The following is a 17,406-nucleotide window of genomic DNA, read 5'->3' on the forward strand; positions in this document are numbered from 1 at the left end:
ACCCAATGCCATTAGCTTAAGATTGAAAATTGGCTCGGTTGTCATTTCGAGCGCCAGCGAGAAATCTTATAATTAAATGATTTTTTTTAGATTTCTCGTCACTTTCGTTCCTCGAAATGACAGCGGCGGAAGGCTGAAGTTAATGACGTTGACCCTGCACCCTAAACCTTATACCCTGCATCTTTCATTCTGTGCGCCAAGAAACGGTTGATCCGCTCGCCAAATTCGGATAAAAAAACCCCCACTGATTGGAAGAAGCCGAAGTTTTTTGGGATCAGCGGGGGGAGCAAGAAAAACTGGAAACAGCACTCCTTGAACTCATTTGGATAAATAGCAGATGGCTGTGGATAAGGTCAAATGTAAACCCACGGCTAATTTGTTCTAACCGCAAAACCCATAACCACGGTCCTGTTAACTTACAATTAGTCGGCACGGTGGCCGACGCTACGACGCATGTGGCCGTAGGGCAGGCCACCGTGCCTGCCTAAGAAAAGACAGAACAAATTTGCCCTGAATGTAAAGCGTTTTTTGCAGACGCCGGATAAGGGAGGTATGGATCCCATGAAAAGCAGGCCTTCGGCAATGACAAAGTCAGAAGGGCTTCCCTTTTTAGATGATGCGGCCATCCGGATGTTCCGGGTTGGCAAGCAATACGGGGATATTGCGGCATTAAAGGATATTTCCCTGCTGATTCATGAAAATGATTTCGTATTTATCACCGGGGCCAGCGGAGCCGGCAAATCCACACTGATTAAGCTGCTGTATATGGGTGAGGCCGTTACGGAAGGCGCCATTCTGGTGGACGGGGTTAACCTTGCCCGGGTCCCGCGCCGGCAGATTCCCTGGATGCGCCGCAAATTCGGCGTCATTTTTCAGGATTTTAAACTGATCCCCACGCGCACGGTATTTGAAAATGTGGCGCTGGTTCTGGAGGTGGCCCGGACCCGGCCGGATGAAATCAAGGATCGGGTTTATTCGGTGCTTGAGCGGGCGGGGATCGCGGATCGGGCCAGGGATTATCCGCCGGTGCTTTCCGGCGGGGAGCAGCAGCGCGTGGCCGTTGCCCGGGCCATGGTGGGCGAACCCAGGTTCATTCTGGCCGATGAACCCACAGGCAGCCTGGATCCGGATTCCGCAAGCCGCATATTCGAATTGTTGGAAGGGGCGTACAGCCGGGGCGCCACCATCATTATTGCGACCCATGACAGCGAGTTGATCCGCGCCCATTCCGGCCCCCTCATTCAGCTGGCTGGCGGTCGGATGGCCGCGAATTAAAGGCGGCGGGTGAGCCAATGATCAGGTTTACGTTCAAGCGCGCACTCCGGGATATCCGGAATAATTTCTATCTGCACGGGCTCTGCGTGGTGACCATTTCCCTGGCGGTGTTTATCCTGAGCGCCTTTGCGCTTTTCTATATCAATGCCACCGAACTCCTGGATGCCTGGAAACAGGGTGTCCGGGTGATCGCCTATGTGGGCGGAGATCTTTCCGATACCCGCCGCCATGCCATCATGGCAGAGATTGAGTCCATGGACGGGGTGGCCGGCGTTGATTTTGTCCCAAAAGAGTCGGCTTTTGCCGCTTTAAAGGCAGATATCGGGGATCAATCCTCGCTGCTCGAGGGCTTAAACGAGAATCCCCTGCCGGATGCCTTTGAGGTAAGGCTGTCCGAATCGTTTATCAATCTCGATGCCATCGGCCGCCTGGCCGCCAATATCGGGGCCATTGAAGGCATTGATGATGTGGAATACGCCCAGAAGTGGCTCAGCCGGTTTGCCGGGGTGTACAACCTGTTTAAGATCACCGGCCTGGTGCTGGTGGCCATGTTTTTTCTGGCCACGCTTTTTATTGTGGCCAATACCATCCGGCTGATTCTCTACTCCCGCCGGGAGGAAATCGAGATTATGCGGATTGTGGGGGCGGATGAGGCGTTTATCAAACATCCGTTTTATGTTGAAGGTCTGCTGCTGGGGTTTACGGGGGCCGGTATCGGCATGGGGTTTCTTTACCTGGCCTATTTGGCCACGGTCCCTGGTTTTGCGCCGGATATCCTGGTGTCGTTTTTTGAGCTCCGGTTTATTCCAGGCCCTTTGCTGGCGGGTCTTGTTTTGTGCAGCATGATGATCGGATGGGCGGGATGCCATTTTTCAATCAAGCGGTTTTTAAAAATATAATCCGGCTTTTTCTGATCCTTTCGGGGCTGTTTGCGGCTTCCGCCGCATTCGGTATGGAGGTCCGGGAGGTGGGCGTGATCATGGTGCCCGGTTTGAATATGCGGACCGGCCCCGGCCTGGATCATCCGGTGATTAAAGTTTTGGAGAAGGATACGCGTGTTCAGGTGCTCGCCCATCATACGGGGTGGCTGCGGGTAAGCCATGACGGGGATGTGGGTTTTATCGCAGAACGGGATAAATTCGTTACCCTGTATAAGATCCATACGGTCAAGGATAAAAAGCGCACAGATATTCAGGCCGCCCGGGAGAAAGCCCGAAATATCCGGCAGAAGATAAAAGCCCGCCAGGCGGAAATTGTGGATTACACCCGCCGTGAGGAAAGGATTGTGGCGGCGCTTGAAGACACCGAGCAGGCGCTGGCTGAAACCCGGAAAAAGCTTCGGGGGATACAGTCCGATATCGCCCGGGTCAATATGGAGATCAAAGAGACCCGCAAGCAGGCGGATGCGCTGGAAAAGGCGGTGGCCCGGGAGAAAAAATACGCCATGCAGCGGCTGTCCGCCCTTTATAAGATAAAACGGGTCGGGGCCATGAATCTGTTGGCCTCCGCCGAATCCATGCATGAGCTGCTGACCCGTAAAGCGGCTATGGAAAAAATTCTGGCCCATGATCAGCAGCTGGTGGCGGATCTACTGGATAAGCAGGGCCAGCTGGCGGCCGCCATTGATAGCCTTGCCGGAAAAAGGAGGCAAAAGCGCGAATTGGAAGCCGAACATGCCGAAACCCTGGCCCGCCTGAAACAAAAAAAAGTCGAGCGGGAGCGGATTCTGTCCGAAATCCGCAGCAAAAAAGCCAACCGGATGGCTACATTGAAATATTTGGAAAATGCGGCCGCCCGGCTCGATCAGACGGTATCGGATCTTCAGGAGCGTTCAGCGCAGGAGGCGGGGACGGGAAAATCCTTTGCTGCATATCAGGGCTTGCTAAATAAACCGGTACGAGGTAGAATCACCGCGGATTTTGGCAAATACACGGAACCCCGCTCCGGGGTGGTCAATTTCAGAAACGGCATTGAGATTGCCTCATCGCCGGGCACCCCGATCCGGGCGGTATTCCCCGGAAAAGCCATCTATGCGGATTGGCTGAAAGGCTACGGCAATGTGGTCATTCTGGCCCATGGCAATGCCTATCATACGGTGTATGCCCATGCGGAAGAGCTTTTTTTAAAAAAAGGGGATCAAGTGGATACCGGTGACGTTATCGGTACGGTCGGGGATTCCGGCGCACTTTCCGGCCCCGCCCTTTATTTCGAGATCCGGCATCAGGGTGATCCCGTAAATCCATCCGATTGGATCGATAATACATAAAAGGAGAAATCGTATATGGCCTTCAAATACAGACCAACAGTCAAGAGCGGCATTCTGGTGCTTATCACCGTTTTTATCGTGGCCTCTGCCACCTGTGTTTACGGGGATAGCAACCGGTCCGAGGAAACCTATAAAGGGCTGAAGCTTTTCAGCGACGTAATCGAGGAAATCGAAAAAAATTATGTGGAGGATGTGGATACCGCCGAACTCATTGAAAAGGCGATAAACGGGATGGTGGACAGCCTGGATCCGCATTCTTCCTTTTTGCCGCCAGAGGCCTATGAGGATCTTCAGGTGGAGACCAAAGGCGAATTCGGCGGCATCGGCATTGTGATCACCAAGCGTGACGGCCAGCTGACGGTGATCTCGCCCATCGAGGGAACCCCCGCCTATAAAGCCGGGGTTCATGCCCAGGACATTATCGTCAAAGTCGACGGCCAGCGGACCAAGGACATGATGCTCTGGGAGGCGGTTAAGCTGATGCGCGGCGAACCCGGGACCAGCGTTGACATTACGGTCTATCGGGAGGGTAATTCGGAAACCCTGGATTTTACATTAAAGCGGGCGGTCATTCCTTTGGAAAGCGTCCGGTACCTGACATTGAAGCCCGGCTATGGGTATTTGTGGATCACCAATTTCAGGGAAAATACCGAAAGTGAGGTCAGGGACGCCATGGCCGCATTAGAAGCGGAGAACGACACGCTGAAGGGGCTGATCGTTGACCTGCGGGACTGTCCCGGCGGGCTTCTGGATCAGTCAATCAAGGTATCGGATATTTTTCTGGAAGAGGGTAAAATTGTCTCCATTAAGGGCCGTGAGGCGAATGGCGAGTCCTATTCCGCCCATCCCAACGACGAGAAACGCAATTATCCGATTGTGCTGCTGATAAACGGCGGCAGCGCCAGTGCGGCGGAAATTGTGGCCGGTGCGCTGCAGGACAATAAGCGGGCCCTGGTGCTGGGCACCACCTCGTTTGGCAAGGGATCGGTCCAGACGGTCAAGCCCCTGCGGGACGGCTATGCCCTGAAATATACCATCGCCCGGTATTATACCCCCAGCGGCCGCTCCATTCAGGCAGAGGGAATTCATCCGGATCTGGTGGTTAAGCGCCGGCTGCTGGATGAATCCTCGGTCGAGGGGTTTGATGCCAGCCGGATTAAAGAAGAGGATCTGCTGAACCATCTGAAGCCGGAGGGCGAAAATACGGAAGCAGAAGAAAAGGAGCCGTCCGCGGATGACAAACAAACGGATGCCGGTCAGAACGATGATAGCTCCGCTGCTGATAAAAAAACGAAAACAAAGCAAGAAAAAAAGGCCGAGATCCAGCAGTTGATGCGGATACGGGACGCGGTTTACAAACACAGCGACCGGGACGCCTCGGCCATGCTGCTTGACTCCCAGATCAACCGGGCATATGAACTGTTGAAAGGCTATCAGATTTTCAGCCGGATATCGAAAAACTAGATATTTCTGAACAGTCACCGGAATAGTCCTTGAAAGGCGCAGTAAACCACTATTTGCTGCGCCTTTCTGCGTCGATCAGTTTGGCTTAAATTGAGCGTTTCAAATTTTTGAAACGCTCAATTCAGGTTTGGGTACGTGCTCCAATTGATTCGGAAAACAGGTTAAATGGACAAGACAAAGAAAAATACCGCCGGCACGCAAAAAGGCAAATCAACGGCCAGAAAGCCGGCGGCGAAAAAAGCTTCGGCGAAGAAGCCCGCTGCCAAGAAGCCCGCTGCCAAGAAGCCGGCGGCTAAGAAACCGGCGGCCAAAAAGTCGGCAGCCAAGCGGCCGGCGGGCAAATCCGCAAGCGCCAAAAAGGTTCCCTCCAAACGGACGCCGGCAAAGAAATCCACGGCATCCGCAAATTCCACTGCGAAAAAAAGCGCGGGTTCGAAAAAAACGCCGGCCCGAAAATCCAGCAGCAGCCGGCCGGCTTCCCGAAAGCCCGCCAAGAAGCCCGCGTCTGGTCCGTCTGGGCGGTTTGCCGGCATCTATGGCGTGCTTTTGTTTGTTCTGCTCGCCGCTGGATTAAGCGGCGGGATTTACGGCTGGTTACAGGGGGGCAGGGCCGGGGATGCGCCCTCCATAAGCGAGGAAGCCTCTCAAAAGGCGGGTCTTCCGAAAAAGGTCAAGCAGTTTGAAAAAAGCAGCGGCCAGGCAGCCCCGCCAGCTCAGCCCAAAACCGGGTCCAAACCTGTCGAAACCGCCCGGGCCAAAGTACTTCCCGCCCCTGAACCGGAGCCGGCGGCTTCGGACGGCCGTCCGAAAGTGGCCATTATCATCGATGATATCGGCCACCGAAAGGATATGGCGGAAAAATTTTTCAACCTGGAGGCGCGGCTCACGTATGCGATTCTCCCCTATAGCCGGTATCAGAGAGAAATTGCCGAAGCCGCCAACCGCCGGGGGTATCAGGTCATGCTGCACCTGCCCATGGAACCTGATGAGTATCCAAACATCGACCCCGGCCCGGGGGCCCTGCTCACCAGCATGACGCCCGATAAGCGGATCCGCCAGTTAAAGAGCGATCTGGCGGCGGTGCCCCATATAAAAGGGGTGAACAATCATATGGGATCAAAAATGACCGCCATGGCAGATCAGATGAATCAGGTGTTTACGGTATTAAAAAAACAGGGGCTTTTTTTTATTGACAGCCGGACCACCTCGGCCAGTCAGTGCCGCTCTTCGGCCCGCCTGTTTAAACTTCCGTTTGCCGAGCGGGATGTGTTTTTAGACCACGTGCAGACCCGTCAGGCGATTGCCCAAAAGATCGACGAATTGATCAATATTGCCGAAATTAACGGCTCAGCCATTGGTATCGGCCACCCCCATGAGATCACCTATGCCGTGCTCTCAGATAAGCTCCCCGAACTAAACCGCCGGGTCCGGCTGGTGTCCGCTTCGGCATTGGTCAATTAATTTTGGCAAATATTGACCATGCCTAATACCTCGATATTTGGTGACCCGCGCTCCGCCCTCCAGCAGTTCGATCATCTCTTTCAGGCCATCATTGATACGTCATCATTGATTTATTTGCAAGAAATTGCCCTTTTAGCCGAAACCAGCCAATGGATCCGGCTATTTACGATTCCGGGCGTTATCCGCGAATTCGGTACCGAAGAGGTTGAGTGCCCGATTCGTATTATTGACATAACAAACCGGAAGGACTGTGCGGATTCGACCGATGAGATGCTTTTCCGCACCGCCGTCGGCTTTCGGCTGCCGATTATATCCGAGGATAGGCAGATCTTGATGAGGGCGAGAAAGGCGAATTTGCCATATTTCAATACCCTGATGGTGCTCAATTTTTTACTATACAAAAACGCATTAAATTTATTAGAATATCAATCCGCTCTTGATCGGCTTAAAGCTACCGCCCGTTACTCGGATGAGATTTATGAATTCGGCGGCCAAGTCTTTGCCGAAATTCGCCGCGGAAAAGGTTACGACCCGGGTCAAGGAGCGGATTAGGCTAATCGGAAAGTTTTATGGATTTCATGTGATGAACTTTTATCCATAGCAAAGCTTTAAAGAGAATCGTATTATGACAAGTGACACACCCGAAGAATCCACCCAACACCTCTACCAGAAGATCAAAGACCTTCTCATTCAATCCAGGTCCAGGGCGCTACAGGCGGTCAATGCCGAGATGGTTGCCTGCTACTGGAATATTGGCCGACTGATTGTTGAAGAAGAACAGCGGGGAAAAGAGCGGGCAGAATATGGTAAAAGATTGATTAAGGAACTTTCAAGGAGACTTTCGGCTGAGTTTGGCAGGGGCTTTGATAAGTCCAACTTATGGAATATGCGCGCTTTTTATCTCGGTTATCCAAAAATCGACGCAGTGCGTCGAGAATTGACCTGGACACATTACCGCATACTGTTGCGCGTGGAAGATCCTTCTGCCCGCGCCTTTTATGAGAACGAAGCGGTGAATGCCCGCTGGTCAACCCGTGAGCTGGAACGGCAGATCAATTCATTGCTGTTCGAGCGGCTGGTGCTCTCAAGGGACAAAGACGGTGTCAGGGAACTGGCTGAAAAAGGACACGATGTTCAGCAGGCCGCCGATTTGGTCAAAGATCCTTATGTGTTGGAATTTGTGGGGCTCCCGCAGCAAAGCCGGCTTCTGGAGAAAGACCTTGAAGGTGCGCTGATTGACAAGTTGCAGCAGTTTCTTTTGGAACTTGGTAAGGGTTTCGCGTTTATGGCCCGGCAGCAGCGGATCACCCTGGATGAAAACCATTTTTATATTGACCTGGTATTTTACAATCGCCTGACCCGAAGCTTTGTGTTGATCGATTTGAAAGTGGGGGCGTTGAAACATCAGGATATCGGCCAGATGCAGATGTATGTGAATTATTACCAGCGTGAGATTACCGATGAAAGCGAAAATCCGCCCATTGGCATTATCTTGTGTTCGGATAAAAGTGATGCCGTGGTTCGATACACGTTGCCGGAGGATAATAAACAGATTTTCGCTTCCCGATATAAGCTCTATCTGCCGACCGAAGAGGAATTGGCGGCGGAAATCCAGAAGGAGCGTCAATACATAGAAATGGAAAAGCGCTTATCCGGCGATGAGGAAAGTTGATATGCCTTCATCACATTTTGTACTCTCCAAGGAGGCGGGGATGAAGCGCTGAAGTTATGCCCGTGCGGTCCGGGCCAGTCCGGCGGCAAAAGCGATCCAGTCCTCCTCGGCCCTGGATTCATAGACGGTCAGGCCTTTTTTAAGCATTTCATCCAATACCCATTGCCGCTTGTCGCCGATAATGCCCGAGCAGATGAAAATTCCATCCGGTTTCAGCAGCCCGGGAATATCCGAGAGCAGGGTGAGAATCACTTCGGTCAGGATGTTGGCAGCGATAAAATCAAACTGACCGGATACCTTGTTCGCCAGGTGGCCGGTTTTTAGGGTGTATTTTTCCGGGGCAATCCGGTTTTGGGAAAGATTTTCCATGGCCACGGCCACCGCGTCCTCATCCTTGTCAATGCCGGTCATCGGCCCGGCGCCCAGCCGGTCCGCGGCAATCATCAGGATGCCCGAGCCGGTGCCCACATCCAGAAAGGTGTCGCCCGGCTTTAAATAGGATTCCAGGAGTTGAATGCAAAGCCTGGTGGTGGGATGCGTCCCGGTGCCAAAGGCCATGCCCGGATCGATTTCAAGGATGGTTTCCCCGGGATTGGCTTGATACTCGCGCCAGGTGGGCTTAATCACAAACCGATCCGATATTTTGCGCGGATAGAAAAACTTCTTCCAGGACTCGGCCCAGTCCTCTTCGTCGACATCCGTGTAGATGACCCGGGTGACAATGCCGTCATTTTCGTTGATCCGGGCAAGGGCGGCCTCAAGGTGGCGGCAGTTCTCTTCCAGCCGCGAGTTTTTTGAAAAATAGCCGATCACGGAATGGTGATCCGGCATGGGCGCCGCATCCTGGGCCCAGTCGGCGCTCGGATCATACTCCGGGGTTTCCACGCTCACCCCGTTTAGCCCGATGTCATAATAAATATCTGAGATCAGGGAAATGGCGGTATCCATATCCTGATACAGGGAATAGTCGATAATCACTTTGGCTTCAATCCACTTCATTTATCCACTCTTCTTCTAAAAGGTTGGGCCCAAGGTAAGCCGAATGATGGCGAAAAACAAGAAGATTTTAAAGCGCCGGGCCAAGCAAGTCACGCTTTGTTGGGCCCGCCCCTTTATTCGCTTGACGGGTGCGGGGGGAGTTGATAGTTTCCTTCATCATTATGGAATTTGACTCAAGAAAATACCAGCGCCTGCGGGAATCCATGGTGAAAAATCAGATTGAGGCCCGCGGGATTAATGATCCGGGGGTGTTTGCGGCCATGCGCCGGGTGCCCAGGCATATGTTCGTCAGCGAGGCGCTGATGGACCAGGCCTATGCGGATCACCCCCTGCCTATCGGCGAGCAGCAGACCATATCCCAGCCCTATATCGTGGCCCACATGACCCAGGCGCTGCAGGTGGATGGTGAGGACCGGGTGCTTGAGATCGGCACCGGCTCCGGCTATCAGGCGGCGGTTTTGGCGGAAATCGCCTATAAAGTCTATACCATCGAAAAAAAGCGCAACCTCTATATCCGGGCGCGCAAAATCTTTGATCAATTGAAGTATATGAATATCGTGACCCGATACTCGGACGGCACCATGGGCTGGCGGGAGGAAAGCCCGTTTGATGCCATACTAGTTACCGCGGGCGCCCCGGAAATCCCCAAAACCCTGGTGAATCAGCTGGCCATGGGCGGCCGGATGGTGATTCCCGTGGGACAGTCCTTCTCCCAGGAGCTGATCAAGCTGTTTCGGGATGAAAACGGCATTCATAAAACCCGGCTTGGCGGGTGCCGGTTTGTTAAACTGGTAGGCGAGCACGGGTGGGGCGAAGAGTGAGGCAGACGGCGCCTAAATCCTGGGCGGAGGCCTTTTTCAGCAGTCCGGGCCCCCGTTCCTTTAAGAGCGCGGTTTTTCTGGCGGTCAAAGGGGTGTGTATGGGGGCGGCGGACACGGTGCCCGGGGTGTCGGGGGGCACCATCGCCCTGATTACCGGGATATACGAGGACCTGCTGGCAGCGGTGAAATCCGCAAACGCCAGGGTAATCGGCCGCCTGGCAGTCCTGGATATCAAGACCGCGCTGGCCGAGCTTCACATCCGGTTTCTCCTCTCGCTTTTTTTGGGGATCGGGCTGGCGGTGGTTACGCTGGCCCGGATCATGAATTATCTGCTTCATCACCACCCGCAGCTGACCTGGAGCCTGTTTTTCGGTCTGATTGCCGCCTCGATCTGGGTGGTGGGGAAAAAAATCGACCGGTGGCATGCGGGCACCGCAATAACCTTTCTCATCGGGGCGGCCGCGGCCTTTCAGGTCGTCCATCTGGTGCCGGCCACCACCCCGGAGACCCTTTGGTTTATCTTTCTGTCCGGGTTTATCGCCATCTGTGCGATGATTCTCCCCGGGCTAAGCGGGGCATTTATCCTGCTCATCCTGGGCAAGTATGAGTTCATCACCGCAACGCTCAAAAATCCGTTCGATCCGGTCAATGCCGGCATTATCCTGGTTTTTGTGGCCGGCTGCGGCCTGGGGCTGGCCGGATTTTCCCGGGTATTGAAGTATCTGCTGGATGCCTATCACAATCTGACCCTGGCGTTTCTCACCGGCCTGATGGTGGGGTCCATGCGCAAAATCTGGCCCTGGAAGGAAACTTTGGAAGCCAAAATGGTCGGCGGGGAGCTTCGGGTGCTGCGCGAGAAAAACGTTATGCCCGGGGCGTTTGATACGGATCTGCTGTTTGCCGTGGCGCTGATGCTCGCGGGCTTTATTTTTGTGATCTGCCTGGAATGGTTCTCCCGCGAGAAAGCCGTGGGGTAGCATTTGGCGGATGCGCTGGCGCTTATCCGCCCTCCGGATTACTCCTGCCGAGATAAAGCCGTGGGTTAGGCCAGGGCGGCGAATTTTTCCTGAAGCTGTTTCTGGACCACCGGCGGCACCATGCTTTCAATGTTTCCGCCAAACCGCGCGGCCTCCTTGATGATGGAGGAGCTGGTGAATATCCAGCGAAGCCCGGTCATAAGGAATACGGTCTGGATCTCCCGGTTCAGCCGCCGGTTCATGAGCGCCATCTGGAATTCATATTCAAAATCCGATACCGCCCGCATGCCCCGCAGGATGGCATTGGCCTGCCGGCGCTGGGCATAGTCCACGAGCAGGCCCTTATAAGAGTCTATCTCGATATTCTCAACGTCCTTTAGGGACTCCCGCAGAAGGGCGACGCGTTCATCAACGGAAAAGAGCGTTTGCTTGGCGGGGTTGTCCAGAATGGTGATGATAATTCGGTCAAAAATTTTCAGGCCGCGCTGGATAATATCCAGGTGCCCGTTGGTGACCGGATCAAATGAACCGGGGTATACCGCCGTACGTTCCATAGGGCCATCCTTGTCACATGTTATTTTCGGGTTCTATTGGTCTGATACCGTCTCCGAGGGGGATTGCGGCAACGCCCTCTCTATCATAAAATTTAAAAAGGTTACAAGGGTTTTTCCATACCTGCGGCGGTCCGTGACGTAAAACGGGGGATGGATTTCGGGCAGAGGGGCTTTGGCTGAATGTTCGATGGCAATGACGGCCCCGTTTTCAAGCCCGTTGCTTTCCGCCAGGTTTTTAAGGGCTGGCGCTATAAAATCGCCCTGGTAGGGTGGATCCATAAATGCCACGTCAAAACCGGGCCGAAGGGATCGGATGCAGTTCAGATCCCGGGTGATATCCCATTTGATGCACTGGGCCTGCTTTTCCGCCCGGCAGAGGCGGATGTTTTTTTTTATCGCCGCAATGGCCCGGTCATCGGACTCAATAAATACCGCGCGCGCCGCCCCCCGGCTTAGGGCTTCCAGACCGAATGCGCCGGTGCCGGCAAACAGATCCAAAATCCGGGCGTGCGCTATATCCCGGGCCAGAATGCTGAATATGGCCTCTCTGACTTTCCCGCCGGTGGGTCGGATCTCTTTGCCGCGGACCGGCATGAGTTTTCTGCCTTTATATAAGCCGCTGATAATTCGCATGGGATTATTTCATCTTTCTGGCGATCTTTTGAACCTGCGATTTGTCCGCACCGATGCGTTTGGCGGTTTTTGAGATATCGAATTCATACTGCCTGAGTTTTTGACGGATAAAGGCCTGCTCAAAGGCCTGCTGGGCCTCTTTCAAACGGTCAAAGGCAAACAGGGCGGGGTCTGCTTCTTTACTCTCGCCTGATTTCGGATTATACGGCGGCGGGATATCCGATGCCTCGATGGTCTCCTTGGTTGTGCTAATCACCAGCCGCTCCAGCAGATTTTTTAACTCCCGCACATTGCCGGGCCAGGAATACTGCTGCAGCATTGTGAGGGCGGATTCGGAAAGGGTTTTGAGTGCCAGCGCGTTATTTTCGGCAATTTGGGTTAAAAATAATCCGGCCAGCTCCGGAATGTCCGCTTGGCGCTCCCGCAGCGGGGGAACTTCGATCGGTATCACATTGATGCGATAATACAGATCCTCCCGGAACCGGCCGGCTTCGATTTCCCCGGCCAGATCCTTGTTGCTCGAGGCGATGATCCGCACGTCTACGGAGAGTGTCCGGTCTCCGCCGATGCGCTGGTATTTTTTTTCCTGCAGGACCCGGAGCAGGGTGGCCTGGGTCTTTAAGTCCATATCCCCGATTTCGTCAAAAAACAGGGTGCCCTGATCCGCCAGTTCAAATTTTCCCTTCTTTTTTGCCGTGGCCTCGGTAAAGGCGCCTTTTTCATGGCCTAAGAGTTCGCTCTCGAAAAGTTCATGCGAGATGGCTGCGCAGTTGACATCAATCAAGGGCTTATCCGCCCGGTGGCTGAACTGATGGATCATGCGGGCGACCAGCTCTTTGCCGGTGCCGTGTTCGCCGGAGATCAATACCCAGGCATCCGTGGGCGCGGCAATGCTGATCTGTTTTTTTAGTTCCTGGATCGGGGGGCTGCTGCCGGTGATGGCGTTTCGCTCAATGGTTTTTTTCCGCAGATACTGATTCTCTTCCTCCAGCCGGCGGAAGTTTAGGGCGTTATTAATGGCCACGATGACCTTGTCGATGGAGATGGGCTTTTCGATAAAATCATAGGCGCCCATTTTGGTGGCATTCACCGCGGTTTCAATGGTGCCGTGGCCGGTGATCATCACGACCTGGGTGCTGGGATGGTGTATCTTGATCTCTTTTAGGGTGTCAATCCCGTCAATGCCCGGCATCCAGATATCGAGCAGCACCAGATCCGGCAGTTCCTTTTCAAGGATTTTAAGCGCCTCATACCCATTGGTGGCGGTCAGGGTCTCAAACCCTTCGTCAGCCAGGATCCCGCTCAATGATTTGAGTATGGACGCTTCATCATCAACAATCAGAATCGATGGAAACATAAATGCTCCTTCAGGTGCCGTTAACCGGCAGTTCGACCACAAACCGGGCCCCCCGGGGCGGGTTGTCCGCCGCCCAGATGCGGCCGTTGTGATCGGACACGATAGTGCTGACAATGGCCAGCCCCAGGCCCATGCCCGTTTTTTTGGTGGTAAAATCCGGTTCAAACAGAAACGGTTTGTCTTTGTCGGAAATGCCTTCGCCCGTGTCCGCGACAGCCAGGTAAACTTTGTCCCGCCGGGCATTGCAGGAAACCTCCACGGTGATCTGTCCCTTGGTTTTAATAGAGGAGATCGCATTGTCGATAAGGTTGATCAGGCTTTGTTTAATCTGCTGCCGGTCAAGCCGCAGCATCGGGATATTATCCTGGATTTGTGTATGAAACTCAATATTGGGGTACCCATCCTCGTACAAAGCCACCGATTCCTTAACGATCGGGGGCAGTTCACACGGGGTCGGGTTGGCGGTCGGGAATTTGGCGAATGTAGAGAATTCGTTGACCAGGTTGCGGATCAACTCCGTATGCTCGGCAATGGTCTGGATGCATTCGTCAAAGACCGGATCATCGATCGCGGATTTGTATTTGCGCTTCAGCCGCTGCGCGGAAAGCGATATCGGGGTGAGCGGATTTTTAACCTCATGGGCGATCCGCCGGGCGACTTCCCGCCAGGCGGCCATCCGCTGGGCTTTCTCGATTTCGGTCATGTCGTCAAAGACCATCACCAGCCCGATCTGGCGGCCGTTGTCATCTTTTAAGGCGTTGAAGGTCACCTTGAAGCTTCGCGATTTGCCCTGAATGGTCATATTGACCGACTTAATGAGGCTCTCCTCCCGTTTTTCCCAGAACCGGTCCCGGATCTCCTGGATCAGGGCATTGTCTTCCTCCTTAAGCAGATGTTTATAGCTCTTGTTTATCACATCCTCGGCACTGATATTTAACATCCGCTCGGCCGAATCGTTGATGGTGGTGATGAGACCATGGGAGTCAAGGGAGATCACGCCGGTGGACACATTGTTTAACACGATTTCCATGTACCGCCGGCGCTCCTCGATTTCGATGTTCTGCTCATAGAGCTTTTTGGCCGAGAATTCGAGTTCTTTTCGGTTAAAGCGCAGATCCCGGGTCATTTTATTAAAGGAGTCCACCAGGGTTTTGATTTCATCGTCGGCAATGACATCGATCCGGTAGGAGAGGTCACCCTCCGCGACCCGGCGCGTGCCCTCGGCCAGCTCCATGATCGGCACGGTAATGTTTCGGGATAGATACATCCCGAACCAGATGGCGCAGAAAACCACCAGCAGGGAGACAATCGAAAGGGTAATATAATAGGATATCCGAATGGGGCGCTTTAACATTTTCATCTGCTGGTATTCTTCAAACCCCTTGGAGATGGAGCCCAGATTTTTTTCCAAATCCGGCGGCAAAATAATACTGATCACGACAAAGCCGTCAATATCCGGGCCCTGCGCCCCATAGGGGATGGCGGAGATATTTCGGATGATTTCGCCGCCCGCCATATGCTCGGAGACAGACCATGTCTTTTTGGAATCGGCCATGCCTTTTTGCAGGGCATCCGCATCCACCGGTTCGAAGGTGTGGTTTTTGAGATTTTCGGAAACCGACTGGGTGAGCCGCTTAAAATTCGAGTTATAAAATTCCACGGCGTTTAAATTAAAGGCGCGCTGGACCACCTGGGTATAGTTGCCCAGTTCGGAGCGGTTTTTGGGCGCCAGCAGGTCCCGGGAGTCGACCTGATAGGCGGCTTTATCCAGGAAAAAGGTATTGTTTTCCTCCACCAGTTTGTACAGATTCTGCCCCACCTCCAGAGAGTTTTCCAGGGCCTGTTCAATGGGGATTTTAAACCAGAACTCGATGCTGGTGGTGATGAACTGGATGGAGAAAAAGAACAGCACAACGGTGGGCAAAAGGGTAAGCCCGATAAATGCGGCTATCAGCTTGGTCCTGAGCTTGCTGCCGGCCACCCGGTTTCTGCGTTCATGATAGAGCTTGATCACATTTCGGAAAATAAGGAAAAAAAGCGTGATCAAAAGCAGCATGTTGATATTCATCAAAATGAACATCAACGCCATATTGGCCGGCGGGATCTGGGAGCCGGAGCCAAAGGCGCGGACCGTGATATAGCTTAAAACCGAGATCAGCGCAACGACCCCGATGATAATAATGACCTCGCGCTTGCGGCGTTTGCGATCCATTGCAGTGCTCGGCGCTTTGTATCGGTTAGGTTTCATGGTTCTGGGGCGGGGGTTAGTATTTAAACTTAAACGAATGCCAGCTTGTTTCAAAATCCCACAGGGCGGTGAAAAAAAGGATGTAATGCAGCTTAAACGGCAGTGTGACTTTGTCAAGTTCGGCTTTGGCCCGGATTATGTAGCGGTGCTCTTTTTCCAAAGGATCAAGATCGGTCAGGCGAAAGCTTTTGATTTCAGCCATGAGGGATTTGGCCTGCTCAAAGGATTTGGTGGTGATGGCCTTGTCAGCATCCCAGGAGCGCTTGATCACATACTCATCCTTCATATTATTGTATTTAATCGTGTGGGTAAAGCTTTTGGCCGCGATTTTTTTCTTAAACCACAGGATCTTATCTTCCTCCAGGCGCACGAAATAGGAGAAGGTCGTGGGGATGCCGTTTTGGATCGCCTCGACCATTTCCCGGGTAAAGGCCCCCTTGACCGAAAAAAAAACAAGCAGGTCATCCCGGTTGTTGGTGACCGCAAAATCAGCGATTTTTACCTCTTTGGCCATCACTGGGGATGAGAGGGCGAGCAGCAAACATGCGGCGACCAGCAGAATTTTAAGTATTACGCCATCCGGTTTTTTCATAAGCGTTTCGGCCTCCAAAATCTCGCCGGCCTCAGATGATCACCGAGGTCTGATCCGCCCCGGGTCGTTCAAACATATCCTGGGCATTCAGCGATGCCGTCTCCCATGCTGATTTTTGATCAAAAAAGGTTTTCAGGAATTCATGGTTAAAATTGTGGCCGGATTTGTATAAAACAAGATGGCCCAGAATCGGCATACCAAGTAAAGAAAAATCCCCGATCGCGTCAAGTATTTTATGCCGCACGAATTCATCCGGGTGCCGTAAACCGCCTTCATTCATGACCCCGTTTTCATCAATGACCACTGAGTTGTCAAGCGATCCGCCTTTGGCCAGCCCGAAAAACTGCATGTATTCGACTTCCTTAAGAAAGCCGAATGTCCGGGCATCACTGATTTCCCGGACGAAATTTTCCTCCGAGAGGAGTACCGAAAAAGTCTGCTCGCCGATGGCCGGGTGGTCGAATTTAATGGTGCTGGTCAGCCGGCGTTCCCGGGACGGATACAGGTGCACGGATTTGTCTTCGCCGACCAATTTTATGGGCGATTTGACCACAAAGTACATCCGCGGCGCATCCTGTTTGACAATGCCTGCCTCGCGGATGGCCCGGGTAAATTCGCCGGTGCTGCCGTCCATGATCGGGGGCTCGTAATTGTCAAGTTCACATATGGCATTGTCAATCATCAGGCCCGCAAAACAGGCCATCAAGTGCTCGATCGTTGAGACAATGCAGCCGCCTTCGCCGATGACCGTGGCCAGGCTCGTATCCACCACCCGGCTGAAAGTGGCCTTAACGAGCGGGGCCGTGGGCAGATCGATCCGCCTGAAATTAATGCCGAAATTTGTGGGCGCGGGTTTGATGGTGAGATTTACCGACTGGCCCGAATGCACCCCGACCCCGGAAAAATGGACCGGCTTTGCCAGGGTCCGCTGATGAAGGGGGCAGGATTCGCAAATCGCGACGGTATTCTCATTTTTAGAATTTTTCGGGTGATTGCTGTCCATGTAGAACGGATATAACTGATGTGAAAAAAAAATGCAAACACATGCGTGGCAAAAGCGATTGTCCTCTTTTGTATGCTTTGTTAT

The 17,406-nt window shown here is 53.3% G+C and carries 16 protein-coding genes; 9 read left to right on the forward strand and 7 right to left on the reverse strand.

Annotated elements, in window-relative coordinates; genetic code table 11:
- Nucleotides 1-582 precede the first annotated feature (582 nt).
- The 7 genes from U5L07_18425 to U5L07_18455 all read left to right on the forward strand — a co-directional run bounded on the left by U5L07_18425 (nt 583) and on the right by U5L07_18455 (nt 8,138).
- Nucleotides 583-1,275, forward strand: coding sequence for an ATP-binding cassette domain-containing protein (locus U5L07_18425; GenBank protein ID MDZ7833727.1), 693 nt, complete (start codon nt 583-585; stop codon nt 1,273-1,275).
- A 17-nt stretch (nt 1,276-1,292) separates the two neighbouring features.
- Nucleotides 1,293-2,174 (forward strand): permease-like cell division protein FtsX, encoded by an 882-nt coding sequence (locus U5L07_18430; GenBank protein MDZ7833728.1) that lies wholly within the window; start codon nt 1,293-1,295, stop codon nt 2,172-2,174.
- A complete protein-coding gene (locus U5L07_18435; GenBank protein ID MDZ7833729.1) occupies nt 2,138-3,541 on the forward strand; it encodes a peptidoglycan DD-metalloendopeptidase family protein in 1,404 nt (467 codons plus the stop codon). Before U5L07_18430 ends, U5L07_18435 begins: the two co-directional genes overlap by 37 nt.
- Before the next feature lie 15 nt (nt 3,542-3,556).
- Complete coding sequence (locus U5L07_18440; protein ID MDZ7833730.1) at nt 3,557-5,005, forward strand: S41 family peptidase; 1,449 nt, start codon at nt 3,557-3,559, stop codon at nt 5,003-5,005.
- Between the two features lie 165 nt (nt 5,006-5,170).
- A complete protein-coding gene (locus U5L07_18445) occupies nt 5,171-6,466 on the forward strand; it encodes a divergent polysaccharide deacetylase family protein (GenBank protein ID MDZ7833731.1) in 1,296 nt (431 codons plus the stop codon).
- Nucleotides 6,467-6,484: 18 nt separating this feature from the next.
- Nucleotides 6,485-7,018 carry a hypothetical protein gene (locus U5L07_18450; protein ID MDZ7833732.1) on the forward strand — a complete coding sequence of 178 codons (534 nt, stop codon included), beginning with the start codon at nt 6,485-6,487 and terminating at the stop codon, nt 7,016-7,018.
- Nucleotides 7,019-7,091: 73 nt separating this feature from the next.
- On the forward strand, nt 7,092-8,138 hold the full coding sequence (locus U5L07_18455) for a PDDEXK nuclease domain-containing protein (GenBank protein MDZ7833733.1): 1,047 nt from the start codon (nt 7,092-7,094) through the stop codon (nt 8,136-8,138).
- A gap of 54 nt (nt 8,139-8,192) precedes the next feature.
- On the opposite strand, the gene prmA is transcribed toward U5L07_18455, so the two are convergent.
- The gene (gene prmA, locus U5L07_18460) at nt 8,193-9,137 is read right to left on the reverse strand and encodes a 50S ribosomal protein L11 methyltransferase (protein MDZ7833734.1); all 945 of its coding nucleotides are present in this window, start codon (nt 9,135-9,137) and stop codon (nt 8,193-8,195) included.
- A 161-nt stretch (nt 9,138-9,298) separates the two neighbouring features.
- On the opposite strand from prmA, the gene U5L07_18465 reads away from it, so the two are divergent.
- A complete protein-coding gene (locus tag U5L07_18465) occupies nt 9,299-9,958 on the forward strand; it encodes a protein-L-isoaspartate(D-aspartate) O-methyltransferase (GenBank protein ID MDZ7833735.1) in 660 nt (219 codons plus the stop codon).
- Entirely contained in the window at nt 9,943-10,935 is a 993-nt protein-coding gene (locus tag U5L07_18470; protein ID MDZ7833736.1) for a DUF368 domain-containing protein, read from the forward strand. Before U5L07_18465 ends, U5L07_18470 begins: the two co-directional genes overlap by 16 nt.
- Before the next feature lie 65 nt (nt 10,936-11,000).
- On the opposite strand, the gene coaD is transcribed toward U5L07_18470, so the two are convergent.
- From coaD to lpxC, 6 genes are read right to left on the reverse strand one after another with little or no spacing between them, the layout of a single operon-like run.
- Nucleotides 11,001-11,489, reverse strand: coding sequence for a pantetheine-phosphate adenylyltransferase (coaD, locus tag U5L07_18475; protein MDZ7833737.1), 489 nt, complete (start codon nt 11,487-11,489; stop codon nt 11,001-11,003).
- A gap of 33 nt (nt 11,490-11,522) precedes the next feature.
- Nucleotides 11,523-12,122, reverse strand: coding sequence for a 16S rRNA (guanine(966)-N(2))-methyltransferase RsmD (gene rsmD, locus U5L07_18480; protein MDZ7833738.1), 600 nt, complete (start codon nt 12,120-12,122; stop codon nt 11,523-11,525).
- A 4-nt stretch (nt 12,123-12,126) separates the two neighbouring features.
- Nucleotides 12,127-13,479, reverse strand: a complete 1,353-nt coding sequence (locus U5L07_18485) for a sigma-54 dependent transcriptional regulator (protein ID MDZ7833739.1) — start codon at nt 13,477-13,479, stop codon at nt 12,127-12,129.
- A 10-nt stretch (nt 13,480-13,489) separates the two neighbouring features.
- Complete coding sequence (locus U5L07_18490) at nt 13,490-15,691, reverse strand: ATP-binding protein (protein ID MDZ7833740.1); 2,202 nt, start codon at nt 15,689-15,691, stop codon at nt 13,490-13,492.
- 52 nt (nt 15,692-15,743) lie between these two features.
- Complete coding sequence (locus U5L07_18495; protein ID MDZ7833741.1) at nt 15,744-16,319, reverse strand: DUF4390 domain-containing protein; 576 nt, start codon at nt 16,317-16,319, stop codon at nt 15,744-15,746.
- Between the two features lie 31 nt (nt 16,320-16,350).
- Entirely contained in the window at nt 16,351-17,322 is a 972-nt protein-coding gene (lpxC, locus tag U5L07_18500; GenBank protein MDZ7833742.1) for a UDP-3-O-acyl-N-acetylglucosamine deacetylase, read from the reverse strand.
- Between the last annotated feature and the right edge of the window lie 84 nt (nt 17,323-17,406).

It is taken from the genome of Desulfobacterales bacterium, from assembly GCA_034520365.1.
In the GTDB taxonomy this organism is placed as follows: Bacteria; Desulfobacterota; Desulfobacteria; order Desulfobacterales; family Desulfosalsimonadaceae; genus M55B175.